A 15429-nucleotide genomic window follows, 5' to 3' on the forward strand; every position below is an offset into this window, starting at 1 on the left:
ACGCCAGCACGGCCACGGCCTTGCGGCACACACCGTGCATGATCAAACCCTGCCATCGCCAGCCCAATTGCAGGACCACCGCTTGACCGATCTCACACACTCGCCCTCGCTGCGACCTGCCTCCTCCGCTCCGGCTGCGTCCGTGCGCGGCTCGGTCAAAGGTGCGCTGGCCCTGCTGGCCCTGGTTCTGCTGGGTTTGCTGCTGTGGCAGCTGTTCGCCCAGTTCCATCACACGCAGGCGGAGCTGCGTCAACAAAGCCTGGCGACCAGTGCCGACCTGGCGGACCACCTGGGCCTGAACATGGCGCTCAAAGCCCAGGAGGCTGTGAATGTGGTCCAGCCCTATGTCAAAACGCCGATGCCCGCAGCACTGCCCAGCCTGCTGCAAACCCTGCGCGAACGCCTGCCCGAGCTGCGGGAACTGGCCTGGCTCGATGCTGCCGGTAACGTGCGCGGCGACAGCCTGGCGGGCAGCCCAGACCGCCAGTGGATTGACGAGCTGGTCGAACTGGCCAAGGGCCGCGCCTACTTTTTCTCCAACTCGGACGATAACCGTACCGTCTACCTGCTGTTGCGCCAGTCGACCGAGCAGGATCGCGGTTACTGGCTGCTGCGCCTTGCGCCCTCCTACTACAGGACCCTGACGATTCACCTCGATGGCGTAAGCCACCCCTTGTGGCTGCTGGAAAACAGCCGCAGCGGCGATATGCTGGAGCGCCATGCCCCGGTGCAAACCAGCAATGAGCCGTTGCAAAGCGTCATGCTGGCTTTCATCGACAACAGCGCATGGCAGTTGCGCGGGCTGTTCGATGCCGGCCTGGCCCGGCAGAAGCTGCTGCCGGCGCTGATCGGCAAATGCATGCTGGTGCTGTTCTGCGCGCTGCTGCCGGTGCTGGCATTGATCAACATGCGCCGACGCCAGCAGGCCCTGCAGGAGGACCGCCGCCGCTACCAGGACATCTTCGAGGGCACGGGCGTGGCCTTGTGCGTGCTCGACCTCTCCAGCCTGCCCGGCCAGCTCGACCGCTACCACCTGCGCAACCTGGCCGCGCTCAAGCAAAGCCTGGCGCTGGACCCGAACCTGCGCCGCGCCCTGCTGCTGGAACTGAAAATCACCGAAATCAACCAAGTGGCGCGCCAGTTGCTCAATGTCGACTGCAACGAAGGCGCCTGGCAGCGCCTGATCGACGGCAGCGGCGATGGCCGCGACAGCGTTGGCATGCAACTGATCGACGCGCTGATCGAACAGCGCCCTGTGCTGGAACTCGAAGTCCGCCTGCCCGCCCCGCTCGGTGGAGAACTGCACCTGTGGCTGATGGCCCGCCTGCCGCAGCAGCGGCGCAACTACCAGGCGGTCATCCTCAGCATCAGCGACATCACCAGCCGCAAGCAGGTAGAGCTGTCGCTGCTCGAACGCGAAAGTTTCTGGTCGGACGTGGTACGCACCGTACCCGACCAACTGTATGTGCAGGACGTCTTCAACAAGCGGATGATCTTCAGCAACCGCCACCTCGGCCAGACCCTGGGCTATGACCGCAGCGAGCTGGCGCAGATGGGCGACCGCTTCTGGGAGCTGCTGCTACACCCCGAAGACGCCGAACACTACAAGGCACTGCTTCAGCATCAACGCGAGACCGGCCACAGCGAGTCGCTGCATTGCCAACTGCGCTTCCGCCACCGCGACGGCAACTGGCGCTGCTATGAGATTCGCGAACAGGTGCTGACCCGCGACGCCGATGGCGTCGTCACCCGTATCATCGGGGTGGGCAAGGACGTGACCGTGCAGATCGAGGCCAGCCAGTCTCTGCGCGACAGCGAACAACGCTACCGCATGCTCGCCGAGAGCATCAGCGATGTGATCTTCTCCACCGACAGCCAGCTGCAGCTCAACTACGTCAGCCCGTCGGTGCATGCCGTGCTGGGCTACCGGGCCGAGTGGATCTTCGAGAACAGCTGGCAGTCGATCGTCGCCAACCCGGCCCAGCTCACCGGCATCTATAGCCTGATGGAACGGGTCAGCAAAGCCATGGGCGACCGCGAACAGCTGGCGCAGCTGCGCAGCCAACTGCCCTCCCAGCTGTTCCTGTTCGACTGCCTGCGTGCCGATGGCCGCAAGATTCCCATCGAACTGCGCCTGGTACTGGTGTGGGACGAGCACGAGCGCTTCGAGGGGGTACTGGGGGTTGGCCGCGACATCAGCCAGCAGCGCCGCGCGGAAAAAGACCTGCGCATGGCCGCCACGGTATTCGAGCACTCGACTTCGGCCATTCTGATCACCGACCCGGCCGGCTACATCGTCCAGGCCAACGAAGCGTTCAGCCGCGTCAGCGGCTATGCGGTGGAGGAAGTACTCGACCAACTGCCCGGCATGCTGACCGTCGATGAGCAGCAGGAAGGCCACCTTGCCTACGTGCTCAAGCAATTGCACCAGCGCGGCAGTTGGGAAGGCGAAGTGTGGCTCAAGCGTCGCAATGGCGAGCCGTACCCGGCATGGGTCGGCATCACCGCCGTGCTCGACGACGAAGGCGACCTGGCCAGCTACGTGTGCTTCTTCACCGACATCAGCGAGCGCAAGGCCAGCGAGCAACGCATTCATCGCCTGGCCTACTACGATGCCCTGACGCACCTGCCCAACCGCACGTTGTTCCAGGACCGCCTGTACAACGCGCTGCAGCAGGCCGATCGGCAGAAGGCCTGGGTGGTGCTGATGTTCCTCGACCTGGACCGCTTCAAGCCGATCAACGACTCCCTCGGCCACGCCGCGGGCGATCGCATGCTCAAGGACATGGCCCTGCGCCTGCTGGCGTGCGTCGATGACGACGACACCGTGGCGCGCATGGGCGGCGACGAATTCACCCTGTTGCTGCAACCGCGCGCCACCCGTGAAATGGCGCTCAACCGCGCCATCCACGTGGCCGAAAACATCCTCGCGAGCCTGGTGCGGCCGTTCGTGCTGGAAAACCGTGAGTTCTTCGTCACCGCCAGTATCGGTATCGCCCTCAGCCCGCAGGACGGCAGCGAACTGAGCCAACTGATGAAGAACGCCGACACGGCCATGTACCACGCCAAGGAGCGCGGCAAGAACAACTTCCAGTTCTACCAGGCCGAGATGAACGCCAGTGCCCTGGAGCGCCTGGAACTGGAAAGCGACCTGCGCCATGCCTTGGAGCAGAACGAATTCATTCTGTACTACCAGCCGCAGTTCAGCGGCGACGGCAAGCGCCTGACCGGTGCCGAAGCGCTGCTGCGCTGGCGCCACCCCACCCGTGGCCTGGTGCCGCCGGGCGATTTCATTCCGGTGATCGAGGAGCTGGGCCTGGTGGTGGATGTGGGTGACTGGGTGCTGCGCGAGGCCAGCCGCCAACTGAAGGCCTGGCACAAGGAGAAAGTCCGTGTGCCGAAGGTGTCGGTGAACATTTCCGCACGGCAGTTCTCCGACGGCCAACTGGGCACGCGCATCGCCACCATTCTGGAAGAGACCGGCCTGCCGCCGGCGTGCCTGGAGTTGGAGCTGACCGAAAGTATCCTGATGCGCGAGGTCAACGAGGCGATGCAGATTCTCGACAGCCTCAAGAACCTTGGCCTGAGCATTGCCGTCGACGACTTCGGCACTGGCTACTCGTCGCTCAACTACCTCAAGCAGTTCCCCATCGACGTGCTGAAGATCGACCGCACCTTCGTCGATGGCCTGCCCGAAGGCGAACAGGATGCCCAGATCGCCCGGGCGATCATCGCCATGGCCCATAGCCTCAACCTGGCGGTGATCGCCGAAGGCGTGGAAACCCATGAGCAGTTGGAGTTCCTGCGTGAGCACGGCTGCGACGAAGTGCAGGGCTACCTGTTCGGACGGCCGATGCCGGCCAACCAGTTCGAGGCGCAATTCAGCAACGAAACGCTGTTCATGTTCCAGTGATCCGATGCCAGCACAGAGGCGGCGGGAAACGGACTTTCGAGTCAACTCACGCCCCCAGCCAGCCCAGACACGGCGCGGGATCCAACATGAAGGCCATTGGTCCGCGACTTGATGCCACTTCATATGCCAGGCGCGAATCAATCGGTTAGAATGCCCCCCCAATTCACCCCGATCCTTGAGGACCGCCATGTTCAGCCGTGATTTGACCATTGCCAAGTACGACGCCGAGCTCTTCGAAGCCATGCAGCAAGAAGCTCTGCGCCAGGAAGAGCATATCGAGCTGATCGCTTCGGAAAACTACACCAGCCCGGCAGTCATGGAAGCCCAGGGCTCGGTCCTGACCAACAAGTACGCCGAAGGCTACCCAGGCAAGCGCTACTACGGTGGCTGCGAATACGTCGACGTGGTCGAGCAACTGGCCATCGACCGTGCCAAGCAGCTGTTCGGCGCCGACTATGCCAACGTCCAGCCGCACGCCGGTTCCCAGGCCAACGCTGCCGTCTACCTGGCCCTGCTGTCGGCCGGTGACACCATCCTGGGCATGAGCCTGGCGCACGGTGGCCACCTGACCCACGGTGCTTCCGTGAGCTCTTCGGGCAAGCTGTACAACGCCATCCAGTACGGCATCGACGCCAACGGCCTGATCGACTACGACGAAGTCGAGCGCCTGGCCGTCGAGCACAAGCCGAAGATGATCGTTGCCGGCTTCTCGGCCTACTCGCAGGTTCTGGACTTCGCCCGCTTCCGCGCTATCGCCGACAAGGTCGGTGCCTACCTGTTCGTCGACATGGCCCACGTTGCCGGCCTGGTTGCCGCTGGCGTGTACCCGAACCCGGTTCCGTTCGCCGACGTGGTCACCACCACCACCCACAAGACCCTGCGTGGTCCGCGTGGCGGCCTGATCCTCGCTCGCAAGAACGAAGAGATCGAGAAGAAGCTGAACTCCGCCGTCTTCCCAGGCGCCCAAGGCGGCCCGCTGGAGCACGTCATCGCGGCCAAGGCCATCTGCTTCAAGGAAGCCCTGCAGCCTGAGTTCAAGGCCTACCAGCAGCAAGTGGTGAAAAACGCCCAGGCCATGGCCAGCGTGTTCATCGAGCGTGGTTTCGACGTCGTTTCCGGCGGCACCCAGAACCACCTGTTCCTGCTGTCGCTGATCAAGCAGGAAATCTCCGGTAAGGACGCTGACGCCGCGCTGGGCAAAGCCTTCATCACCGTCAACAAGAACTCGGTACCGAACGACCCACGTTCGCCGTTCGTCACCTCGGGCCTGCGTTTCGGCACCCCAGCCGTCACCACCCGTGGTTTCAAGGAAGCCGAGTGCCGCGAGCTGGCCGGCTGGATCTGCGACATCCTGGCTGACCTGAACAACGAAGCGGTCATCGATGCCGTGCGTGAGAAGGTCAAGGCCATCTGCAAGAAGCTGCCGGTTTACGGCAACTGATTGGCGATTGCCTGATGTGAAGAAGCCCGGCCTCGTGCCGGGCTTCTTCGTTTCTGCGCCCTGTACGGAACCCGTTCCGCGTGGGCTCGCCCGGCAAAGCCCCCTAGCCTGAGGCCTCCCCAACCTAGTGGAGCCTCCCATGACCGATCACGTCGCACACTCGTTCACCGCCACCCTGGAAGTGGCCGAGTCGCCCATCAACACGCTCGGCAGCATGACCACAGGGCAGGTAGCCCTCGACAGCCCACAGCAAACGCCAGGGTATGCCGTGCAAGGGAACCGCACCCTTGGACTGCTCAATGGCTCGGACGCCGACTGGCAGCACGGCCAAGAGCTGGGGCTGGTCAATTTCGACAAAGGCGAGCAGCCGGTCGCGCTGGTGCTGTATTTCCGCCATAGCGACGCCGGTTATCGGCTGTACGTTCGCAGCGGCCCCCACTTCGGTGAAGGGGTGTTCACCACCTCCGACGGTTTGGTCAATGTCGAACCCATTGGCAGCCAGGACCCGGCGCTGTGGACTTTGACCGATGTGCAGCTGGGCGAGCCGTTCGATGTCACGCAACTGGAAGAAGGGCGTCGGGAAATCCAGTTGGTCAATGCCAAAGGGCATGGCCTGGAGATCCACAACCTGTATCCAGTGGGTGGGTTCCTGGCGTGCCATCAGGCTGCGGAGCACAGCACCGTGAGCCTGGTGATCAAGGCGCGTGGTGTGGATTGGGCGAACCTTGGTTGAGCGTGTGCTCATCGCCGGCAAGCCGGCGCCAACAGGCGGCATGTCACCTGCGGGCGCTGGCTTGCCAGCGGCCAGACCCGCACAATAGCCACGCCTTGCGTACCCGCGATCACAGGACCTCGCCTTGACCAGAGAGCAACTCGAAACCCAGCAGATTCCGATCTACTTCGCCACCGTCGCCGTCGCCCTCACCTTCGGCCTGCTGGCCCCCGACACCGCTCACCCTCTGCAAGCGCTGGTTACCCCGGCCATTGCGGTATTGATGTATGCGATGTTCCTGCAAATCCCCTTCCTCGACCTGCGCCAGGGCCTGGGCAACCGCTGCTTCATGGCCGCGCTGCTGCTCGCCAACTTCGTTTTCGTCCCACTGCTGGTCTGGGCGACTACCCGGGGGTTGGTCGAGCATCCGGCAATTCTTGTCGGCGCCCTGCTGGTGCTGCTCACCCCCTGCATCGACTACGTCGTGGTGTTCACCCACATTGGCCAGGGCGATTCGCGCCTGACCCTGACCGCCACCCCCCTCCTGCTGCTGTTACAACTGGTGCTGCTGCCGGTTTACCTGACGTTGATGCTCGGTGCTGGCGCACGGGTGACGATCGCCATCGCCCCGTTCATCGAAGCCTTCGTACTACTGATCGTGCTGCCGATGGTACTCGCCGTGCTCACCAGCATCGGCGCCCGTCGCTCCCGTGCCGTGGCGACATGGAACGACGCCTGGGCGTGGATGCCGGTGCCGGCGATGGCGTTGGTACTGCTGGTGGTGATCGCTTCGCAGATCACGGTGGTGATGCGCGACTTCGACAGCCTGTTGCCGGTGATTCCGGTGTATATCGGCTTCATGCTGCTGGCGCCGGCCCTCGGCTTGGTGTCTGCGCGACTGTTCCGCTTGCCAGTGGCCGAGGCGCGCTCGGTGACCTTCAGCGCATCGACCCGCAACTCGCTGGTGGTGCTGCCTCTGGCATTGGCGCTGCCCGAGGAAATACGCGCATTGGCAGCGGCTGCCGTGATCATGCAGACCCTGGTGGAACTGGTGAGCGAGCTGATCTACGTCAGGGCCGTGCCACGGCTGGTGCGGTGAGCCCAGCTCGACGCCAACTCAGGCCACTGCCGGTGTGGCACCGCCCTCCCGCCAGGCAGCAGGCAATCCACGAAAGCCTCCAGGCAAACCGATGCCTGGACACCCGGGCCTCAGCGATCCGCGCCCCGATGGCCGAGTGCGGGCGTACGTTGCCTGTACAGCAGCCGCCCGCCCTTTTCAGCTTCAGGCCAGATGGCGTTTCAGCTCGGCGATGTGCTCCGGGCCGATGCCACAGCAGCCACCGATCATGCTCGCACCGCGCTTGCGCCAGTCATTGGCCCAGGCCAGGTAGCCGGGCGGGTCAAGGTCTTCGCGCAGTTCATCGAGGCCGTCGTTGGCGGTGGCTTCCTTCGGCTGCGGCGGGAAGGCATTGGCATAGGCGCCAATGACGATATCGGCAGTGTGTCGCTCGATCACCGAGCGCGCGACATCCACCGCCGCGCCAATCACCTCAGGCTGGCTGCAGTTGAACAGCACCGCGTCGGCCCCCAGGCCAACCACGGCTTCGATGGCATCGGCCACCGGCTCGCCGGAACGCAGGCGCGGGACGTCGTCGACTTCTTCGTCCTGCAAGGTGAACGAGACCCAGAACGGCTTGCCGTCTTCCGGCAGGTGGGCATGGATGGCCCGCACTTCGGCAACCGAGCTTTGGGTTTCCGCCAGCCACAGGTCGACATGCGGGGCCAGGCCCTGCAGCAGCGGGGACAGCAGTTCCTCTACTCGCTCGGGCTGGAACAGGTCTGGGCGATACGAGCCGAACAGCGGCGGCAGCGAACCGGCCACCTTGACCGGATGCGCCCCTGTATCGGCGGCGTGACGTGCCAGCTGGCCGGCGATCGTGGCCAGTTGGCGGCCTTCCTTGGCAAAACGCTCCTCGCCGATGTGGAACGGCACCACCGCATAACTGTTGCTGGTGATGACCTGGGCCCCTGCGGCAATGAACGCTGCGTGCACGCCCACCACCGCTTCGGGCGCCTCGCTCAGCGCCAGCGCCGACCACTCCGGCTGGCGAAACGGCGCGCCACTGCGCTGCAGTTCACGGCCCATGCCACCGTCCAGAATCACCATCGCTCGCTGTTTCATATAACTACTCTGAAGGTTCTTATGAATAAAATTCATTATGAGAGGAACATTTATAACTATTAAATACCCTTTATCTCCTTTGTCCAACATTTCAGGTATGTACATGCGATTTTCTACTCTGCTCGGTGCGGGCCTCGTGCTGCTCGCGACTGCTTCCCAGGCCTTGGCCGGCGCCACGCTGGAGCGGGTCGAATCGCGCAAGGAACTGGTCAACGTGCTGATGGAGAGCTACCCGCCGTTTTCTTTCCTCAACGACCAGAACCAACTGGACGGTTTCGACGTGGATGTCGCAAAGGCCGTGGCAGACAAACTGGGCGTCAAGCTGCGCCTGGAAACCCCTTCGTGGGACGTGATCGCCGCGGGCCGCTGGAGCGGCCGCTACGACATCTGCATCTGCTCGATGACGCCGAGCAAGGCCCGCGCCGAGGTGTTCGACTTCCCGGTGGAGTACTACGCATCGCCGGCGGTGATCGTGGTCAACGCCAAGGATGACCGGATCCATGGCGCGAAGGACCTGGACGGCCGCAAGGTAGGCCTGACCAGTGCATCGAGCTACGAGAGCTACCTGAACAAGAACCTGGTGATCGAAGGCAACGAAGACAAGAAGATCGAATACCCCTTCGACTTCGTGCAGATCGCGCCGTACGACACCGACAACGTTGCCTTCCAGGATTTGGGCCTGGGCGCCGGCGTGCGTCTGGATGCCATCCTCACCAACCTGGTGACAGCGCAGCCGCGCCTGGATCAGGACAAACGCTTCAAGCTGGCCGGCGCCCCGCTGTACGAAGAGCCGAACTCGGTGGCCATCGAGAAAGGCGACCCCGAGTGGGATGCCAAGGTGCGCCAGGTGTTTGCCGAACTGAAGGCTGATGGCACCCTGGCCAAGCTGTCGCAAAAATGGATTGGCGCCGACATCAGCAAATGAGCACCTTCCCTCCCTCCCCCAAGCCCGTGGTGAAGGCCACGGGCGCCGGCCTGTTCGGCTTTCGCACACGGTTACTGCTGACCTGGCTGGCGCTGTTCGGCCTGTTCGTCGCGTTTTTCCTCAGCTTCGACCTGAAATTCTCGATCATCCTGGAGAAGTTTCCGAACCTCGCCGGTTTCAGGCTGGGGCCCAACGGCTTTCTGCAAGGCGCGGCACTGACCTTGTTCCTGTGCCTGTGCTCGATGGTGGTGTCGGTGCTGTTCGGCTTTGCCGCCGCCCTGGCCCGCTTGTCGAACAGCGCAGTGCTGGTGGGTGTCGCCAGCTTCTATACCTCGTTCTTCCGCGGCACACCGCTGTTGATCCAGATTCTGCTGATCTACCTGGGGCTGCCACAGCTGGGCTTGGTGCCGGGCGCCATCAGTGCCGGCATCATCGCCTTGTCGCTGAACTACGGCGCCTACCTGAGCGAAATCTTCCGCGCCGGCATCCTCGGCGTCGCCCGGGGGCAACGTGAAGCGGCGCTGGCGCTGGGCATGCGCCCACGGCAGATCTTCTGGCACATCGTCCTGCCCCAGGCCATGCGGGTGATCATTCCGCCCAGCGCCAACCAGTTCATCTCGATGCTCAAGGATTCATCGCTGATATCGGTGATGGGGGTGTGGGAGGTGATGTTCCTGGCGCAGTCGTATGGGCGGTCGAGCTATCGGTATCTAGAGATGCTGACCACGGCGGCGGTGATCTACTGGCTGCTGTCGATCCTGCTCGAACTGGTACAGGCGCGGCTGGAGCGCCACTATGGCAGGGCTTATCAGCGCTAGCCACCGGACACTCCCCCCCCCCAGGGGCGCCGAACGCGCGATCAGATCGAACGCTGGTTCACGCGCGCAGAAAGCGGTTCGGCGCTTTCCTTACGCTCGGAATAACGATCGACCAGAAACGCCGCACGGTCGCGCAGCAGCACGGTGAACTTCACCAACTCCTCCATCACGTCCACGACACGGTCGTAATAAGGCGAAGGCTTCATGCGGCCCGCATCGTCGAACTCTAGATACGCCTTGGGCACCGATGACTGGTTGGGGATGGTGAACATGCGCATCCAGCGGCCCAGCACCCGCAGCTGGTTGACCACATTGAACGACTGCGAGCCGCCGCACACCTGCATCACGGCCAAGGTCTTGCCCTGGGTGGGACGCACGGCCCCAAGAGCGAGGGGAATCCAGTCGATCTGCGCCTTGAACACGGCCGACATCGCGCCATGACGCTCTGGCGAGCACCACACCTGCCCCTCCGACCACAGCACCAGCTCACGCAGCTCCTGCACCTTGGGATGCTCGACCGGCGCATCGTCTGGCAGGGGCAGGCCAGAAGGGTTGAAGACTCGCACCTCGGCACCGAAATGCTCCAGCAGGCGCGCCGCTTCTTCGACCAGCAGGCGGCTGAAGGAACGTTCGCGGGTCGACCCATAAAGCATCAAGATACGCGGCTTGTGGTCGCTAACGCGGGTTTCGGCAGGCGGCGCCTCGAACAGGGAAAGGTCCAGATTGGGGAGTTGCTCAGACATAGGTCCTCCTGGAGCAGGCCAACGCGGTCCAGCGTGCGTGGGCAGCGGCGGCATCGGTCGCTCCTCTACGTGGTAACAGGCTTCAGAGGCTCAGGCGCAGGGCCAGGGCCGACAGGGTGATCAACAGCACCGGCACCGTCAGCAGGATGCCGACCTTGAAGTAGTAACCCCAGGTGATGCGCATACCCTTGCGCTCCAGTACATGCAGCCACAGCAGCGTGGCCAGGCTGCCGATGGGGGTGATTTTCGGGCCCAGGTCACAGCCGATGACGTTGGCGTAGATCATCGCCTCGCGCACCAGCCCCTCCACCCCGCTGGCATGGATCGACAGCGCGCCGACCAGCACGCTGGGCATGTTGTTCATCACCGACGACAGCAAGGCCGAGAGCAAACCCGTACCGATGGCCGCACTCCACAGCCCCTGCCCGGCCAGCCGTTCGAGCAGCATGCTGAGAAAGTCGGTGAGGCCGGCGTTCTTGAGCCCATACACCACCAGGTACATGCCCAGGGAGAAAATCACCACCTGCCAGGGCGCCTCGCGCAGCACACGGCGGGTGGAAATTCGGTGACCACGGGCAGCCACCGCGAACAGAATCGCCGCACACACCGCCGCCACCGCACTGACCGGCACGCCCAAGGGTTCCAGCACGAACAGGCCCGCCAACAGCACCAGCAGCATCCAGCCACCGACGATGAAGGTGGCACGGTCATGGATAGCGGCCTTCGGCGCTTTGAGCGCCGCCAGCGAATACTGCACCGGCAGGTCGCGGCGGAAGAACAGGAACAGCACCAGCAGCGTGGCGGCCACGCTGGCCAGGTTCACCGGCACCATCACCGACGCATATTCGGCAAAGCCCAGCCCGAAGTAGTCCGCCGAAACGATGTTGACCAGGTTGGACACCACCAGCGGCAAGCTCGCCGTGTCGGCGATGAAGCCCGCGGCCATGACGAAGGCCAGGGTCGCAGCCGGCGAAAAACGCAGGGCCAGCAGCATCGACATGACGATGGGCGTAAGAATCAGCGCCGCACCATCGTTGGCGAACAACGCCGACACCGCCGCCCCCAGCAGCACGATGAAGGCGAACAACCGGCGCCCATCGCCACCGGCCCAGCGCGCCACATGCAGCGCCGCCCACTCGAAGAAACCGGCCTCATCCAGCAGCAGGCTGATGACGATGATCGCGATGAACGTCGCCGTGGCGTTCCACACAATGGCCCAGACCGCAGGAATGTCGTGCAGCGATACCGCGCCGACCGCCAGGGCGATGATCGCCCCCAGGGCCGCGCTCCAGCCTACGCCGAGGCCTCTGGGCTGCCAGATGACCAAAATGAGGGTGAAGATGAAGACAGCAGCAGCAACCAGCATGGGAGCGACCTCGAAGTTCAGCAGCAAGCGCTGGCGCGCACGGGGCGGTCATTCATGTTCTGCAGGCGCGAGGTGTTGTCCTGCAGCCACGCGGCGTTGGCCTTGAGCGTAACCTGCAGCATCTCGTGCACCCAGGCGGGCAGTTGCGGGTTGAGGCGGTAATACACCCACTGGCCCTGGCGGCGATCCAGCAACAGACCACTGCTGCGCAGTTGCGCCAGGTGGCGGCTGATCTTGGGTTGGCTGTCGCGCAAGGCGCACATCAGCTCGCAGACGCACAGCTCGCCGAGGCTGGCGATCATCAAGGTGGCGCGGGCGCGGGTCTCATCGGCCAGGCTTTTGAAAACCTCGGTGGGCGCGATCATGGGGGCTGCCTTTTACATATGGATAATCGAATATACGGATTTCCATATGCAAAGCACAACCCCCAAGGGCTATCAGAAGCGGAAGCGCTTCATCATGTCGTTCAAGCCAATCGACAGGCTGGCCAGCTCCTGGCTGGCGCTGCTGATCTGACTGGCGCCGTCGGAGGTTTGCAGCGACAGGTCACGGATGTTCAGCAGATTGCGATCGATCTCGCGCGCGACCTGCACCTGCTCTTCAGTGGCGCTGGCCACCACCAGGTTGCGCTCGTGGATGGTGCTTGCGCCCGAGGTGATCTCATCCAGGGCCTGCCCGGCCAGCTCGGCCACTTCCAGGGTTTCGCGCACCTGCTGGCTGTTGCTCTGCATCGAGGTCACCACACGGGCGGTGCCATTGCGGATGGCGTTGACCATTTCTTCGATTTCCAACGTCGAGCTTTGGGTACGCGCCGCCAGCGCCCGCACTTCGTCAGCCACCACCGCGAAACCACGCCCGGCCTCGCCCGCCCGCGCCGCCTCGATGGCAGCGTTGAGCGCCAGCAGGTTGGTTTGCCCGGCAATGGCCCCGATCACGTCCAGCACCTTGCCCACCTCCTGGGACTGTTCGGACAGCTCGCCGATCTGGCGGCAGGCCTCGCCGACATTTTCGTTCATCTTGTCGATCGAACTGATGACCTGCCCTACCCGCTCGCGGCCCAGGCGCGCGGCGTCTTCGGACTGGCGCGACACCTCGGAGGTGCTGACGGTGTTGTGCGCGACCTCCTCCGCCGCGGCGCTCATCTCGGTCACCGCCGTGGCCGCCAGCTGGATCTCGTCGCTTTGGCGATTGAGGTCGCTGGACGTCTGCCGGGTGATGGCCGACATCTGCTCACTGGCCGCCGCCAGTTGCTGGGACGAGTCGGCGATCAGACGCAGGGCATCCTTGAGGCTGTCCTGCATCGCCGCCAGCGCCGTCATCAATTGCGTCGCTTCGTCACGGCCATCGGTGCGCACCACCCGGGCCAGGTTGCCACCGGCGATGCCCTGGGCCACGTCGATGGCCTCGCGCAGCGGGCTGACGATGCTGCGGGTCAGCAGCCAGGCCAGGCCAACCGTCAGCACCACCACCAACCCCAGAATCGAGTAGGTGAGGTACAGCGCGCGCTGGTATTCGGCGCTGGCATCGGCGGTGTAGCGCGCAGCGACATCGCGGCTGGATTTCACCAGCGTGTCGTAGAGCTCGCCGATACGGTTGGAAATGTCCTGCATCTCACCGCTGAGCATGGCCTGCATCTGCGGTACCTGGTTCTGGTCGGACAGCAGTTTGTACTGGTCGATGAGCACACGGTACTTGCCGATCAGTTGCTGCATTTCCACGAAAGCAGGTTGCGCCGAGGGCGGCGCCACGGCGCCGAAGTCCTTCATCCCGGCGTCCAGCAGCCCCTTCAACTCCTCCAGCCGCGCCAGCGTCGGCGCCAACTGCGCCGGGGCACGGGCCAGGGTCATGCGCATGGTGATGACCCGCAGGCCCAGCATGTGGCTGCGGATCTCGCCCAGGTAGCGCGTGCCGGCGTTGGTGACCTGCTCGGTGTACACCACCGCTTCGCGCATGGAAGAGATTTTGTTGATGGAGAACAGGCCCAGGAAGACCACCAACACGGCGATCAGGCTGAAACTCAGGTAGGAGCGAGTGGCGATGTTGAGACTGCGTACGGACATGGCAGGTTACCGGAGGCTGGTGGACTGCTCGTACGATCGGCAGGAAGCGCGCAGTGTTTACCTCGGGTTGGTGGGCTTTGTGCGGTGATCGAACACAATTATCGGGCGGGGGCGCTGGTGGGGTGAGGCGGCGCGCAATGGGACTTGGGCACACGCTGGCTTCGGTCGGTGTCGCCTGGGTTTGGCCGAGCCAGCATGGCGGTGGTTTTTTTATTCGGTTGGAGGGTGTGTGCCGGTGTCGCTCTGCTGGAGGACTTTTCCGCATTGCTCACTGGCCAGGCGGCTGATGATCCGGATGGCCTGGTGGATGCCAGCGGTGTTGCGGAAGCTCAGGCGTGGGTTGTGTTCGCATTCCAGCATTTCGTCGTGCTGGACCAGCGCTTCGCCGAGGAGTTCGAGGGTCCAGGCGTAGCTTTGCAGGTTGGAGAGGCGTTCTTGGTCAGTCATGGGGCACCTGCTTGGGTGCGGGGGTGGGTTGGGTGTGGATGGGGTAGAACGTTGGAGGGGTGTGGGCCGGTTTGGGGCGGCGGCGGAGAGCGGATGCGAGGATCCTTATCGGATTTTTGGTGGGCATGCATGAGACTCCAAGTTTTGGTTGGAGCTACCACGATCCTTCCTACGGGATTGGGTGGCAGCTGTGTATGGGGTAGGAATACCGGGGAACTTGGGAAACCCGGCCAGGCCGAAGCCCGCCCACACACAGCCGCCATTACACAGCACGGCAGGCACAAAAAAAGCGCCAGCTGTGGTGCAGGGGGCGCCTAGTGCGTGCGCCAAGTTTACCAACGGGTTCCTACGCCCGGTCACGGAATTTGCCGCGACTTAGGAAATTTATCCTTGCGGCTTGGATGGGACAAGGTTTAAAGCTGTAGGAAACGTCTCTGATTTTTATAGGAAAGGCGTCGATAGTGCTGGATTGTGCGGAAAATGGTGATTTTGTCGTTTGGCGGTGGGGCCGAAGGCGAGCAAATCTGTAATGGACTAACTGTGGCGGAGACAGACGGACGGTTCTTGGGCGTGAGGGGCCGGTTTTCGCGGGTATGGAATTTGGTGGATTTCTTGACGTACCTAATAGGGTATCTATAAACAAATCAGCTAGTTATGGCTTTCGGTGGAATCGAATCGGGAGCTGGGGGTAAGAGCTGCGCCCGCCAAATGCTAGGCTCCGTCTGAAATCCCAAGAAACTGAAATGTGGCCCCGGAACAGCCGGGGTTCTGTACAGTCGCCGGCCATCTGCGGAAAGGAATTCTGTGATGGCAAAGCGTTAT

12 protein-coding genes are annotated in these 15429 nt (G+C 63.4%); 6 read left to right on the forward strand and 6 right to left on the reverse strand.

Annotated elements, in window-relative coordinates; genetic code table 11:
* Window positions 1–82 precede the first annotated feature (82 nt).
* From H620_RS0116260 to H620_RS0116275, 4 genes are all read left to right on the forward strand, one after another.
* Complete coding sequence (locus H620_RS0116260; protein WP_027907646.1) at window positions 83–3913, forward strand: sensor domain-containing protein; 3831 nt, start codon at window positions 83–85, stop codon at window positions 3911–3913.
* Window positions 3914–4100: 187 nt separating this feature from the next.
* A complete protein-coding gene (gene glyA / locus H620_RS0116265; RefSeq protein ID WP_023382412.1) occupies window positions 4101–5354 on the forward strand; it encodes a serine hydroxymethyltransferase in 1254 nt (417 codons plus the stop codon).
* Between the two features lie 139 nt (window positions 5355–5493).
* Window positions 5494–6087, forward strand: coding sequence for a hypothetical protein (locus H620_RS0116270; protein ID WP_023382413.1), 594 nt, complete (start codon window positions 5494–5496; stop codon window positions 6085–6087).
* Window positions 6088–6211: 124 nt separating this feature from the next.
* The gene (locus H620_RS0116275) at window positions 6212–7165 is read left to right on the forward strand and encodes an arsenic resistance protein (protein ID WP_027907647.1); all 954 of its coding nucleotides are present in this window, start codon (window positions 6212–6214) and stop codon (window positions 7163–7165) included.
* A 183-nt stretch (window positions 7166–7348) separates the two neighbouring features.
* On the opposite strand, the gene H620_RS0116280 is transcribed toward H620_RS0116275, so the two are convergent.
* The gene (locus tag H620_RS0116280; protein WP_027907648.1) at window positions 7349–8233 is read right to left on the reverse strand and encodes a homocysteine S-methyltransferase family protein; all 885 of its coding nucleotides are present in this window, start codon (window positions 8231–8233) and stop codon (window positions 7349–7351) included.
* A gap of 118 nt (window positions 8234–8351) precedes the next feature.
* Here H620_RS0116280 and H620_RS0116285 point away from each other — a divergent pair, with 118 nt between their 5' ends.
* The gene (locus H620_RS0116285; RefSeq protein ID WP_023382416.1) at window positions 8352–9173 is read left to right on the forward strand and encodes an ABC transporter substrate-binding protein; all 822 of its coding nucleotides are present in this window, start codon (window positions 8352–8354) and stop codon (window positions 9171–9173) included.
* On the forward strand, window positions 9170–9991 hold the full coding sequence (locus H620_RS0116290) for an amino acid ABC transporter permease (protein ID WP_023382417.1): 822 nt from the start codon (window positions 9170–9172) through the stop codon (window positions 9989–9991). The genes H620_RS0116285 and H620_RS0116290 overlap by 4 nt, the downstream gene beginning before the upstream one ends.
* Before the next feature lie 41 nt (window positions 9992–10032).
* Here H620_RS0116290 and arsH read toward each other — a convergent pair whose 3' ends face one another.
* From arsH to H620_RS0116315, 5 genes are all read right to left on the reverse strand, one after another.
* Window positions 10033–10734, reverse strand: a complete 702-nt coding sequence (gene arsH, locus H620_RS0116295) for an arsenical resistance protein ArsH (protein WP_027907649.1) — start codon at window positions 10732–10734, stop codon at window positions 10033–10035.
* 82 nt (window positions 10735–10816) lie between these two features.
* Window positions 10817–12100, reverse strand: a complete 1284-nt coding sequence (locus H620_RS0116300) for an arsenic transporter (RefSeq protein WP_023382419.1) — start codon at window positions 12098–12100, stop codon at window positions 10817–10819.
* Window positions 12101–12117: 17 nt separating this feature from the next.
* Window positions 12118–12465 carry a metalloregulator ArsR/SmtB family transcription factor gene (locus tag H620_RS0116305; protein ID WP_027907650.1) on the reverse strand — a complete coding sequence of 116 codons (348 nt, stop codon included), beginning with the start codon at window positions 12463–12465 and terminating at the stop codon, window positions 12118–12120.
* Between the two features lie 72 nt (window positions 12466–12537).
* Window positions 12538–14160, reverse strand: coding sequence for a methyl-accepting chemotaxis protein (locus H620_RS0116310; protein ID WP_027907651.1), 1623 nt, complete (start codon window positions 14158–14160; stop codon window positions 12538–12540).
* A gap of 210 nt (window positions 14161–14370) precedes the next feature.
* Window positions 14371–14607: a hypothetical protein gene (locus tag H620_RS0116315; RefSeq protein WP_023382422.1), complete on the reverse strand. Its 237-nt coding sequence runs from the start codon at window positions 14605–14607 to the stop codon at window positions 14371–14373.
* Between the last annotated feature and the right edge of the window lie 822 nt (window positions 14608–15429).

Source organism: Pseudomonas taiwanensis DSM 21245 (genome assembly GCF_000425785.1).
In the GTDB taxonomy this organism is placed as follows: Bacteria; Pseudomonadota; Gammaproteobacteria; order Pseudomonadales; family Pseudomonadaceae; genus Aquipseudomonas; species Aquipseudomonas taiwanensis.

Excerpts from the sequence above, each read along its gene's own strand:
- H620_RS0116310 (WP_027907651.1), bottom strand. The coding sequence starts at position 14,160 with ATGTCCGTACGCAGTCTCAACATCGCCACTCGCTCCTACCTGAGTTTC.
- H620_RS0116300 (WP_023382419.1), bottom strand. The coding sequence starts at position 12,100 with ATGCTGGTTGCTGCTGCTGTCTTCATCTTCACCCTCATTTTGGTCATC.
- H620_RS0116285 (WP_023382416.1), top strand. The coding sequence starts at position 8,352 with ATGCGATTTTCTACTCTGCTCGGTGCGGGCCTCGTGCTGCTCGCGACT.
- H620_RS0116280 (WP_027907648.1), bottom strand. The coding sequence starts at position 8,233 with ATGGTGATTCTGGACGGTGGCATGGGCCGTGAACTGCAGCGCAGTGGC.
- H620_RS0116270 (WP_023382413.1), top strand. The coding sequence starts at position 5,494 with ATGACCGATCACGTCGCACACTCGTTCACCGCCACCCTGGAAGTGGCC.
- arsH (WP_027907649.1), bottom strand. The coding sequence starts at position 10,734 with ATGTCTGAGCAACTCCCCAATCTGGACCTTTCCCTGTTCGAGGCGCCG.
- H620_RS0116290 (WP_023382417.1), top strand. The coding sequence starts at position 9,170 with ATGAGCACCTTCCCTCCCTCCCCCAAGCCCGTGGTGAAGGCCACGGGC.
- H620_RS0116315 (WP_023382422.1), bottom strand. The coding sequence starts at position 14,607 with ATGACTGACCAAGAACGCCTCTCCAACCTGCAAAGCTACGCCTGGACC.
- H620_RS0116305 (WP_027907650.1), bottom strand. The coding sequence starts at position 12,465 with ATGATCGCGCCCACCGAGGTTTTCAAAAGCCTGGCCGATGAGACCCGC.
- glyA (WP_023382412.1), top strand. The coding sequence starts at position 4,101 with ATGTTCAGCCGTGATTTGACCATTGCCAAGTACGACGCCGAGCTCTTC.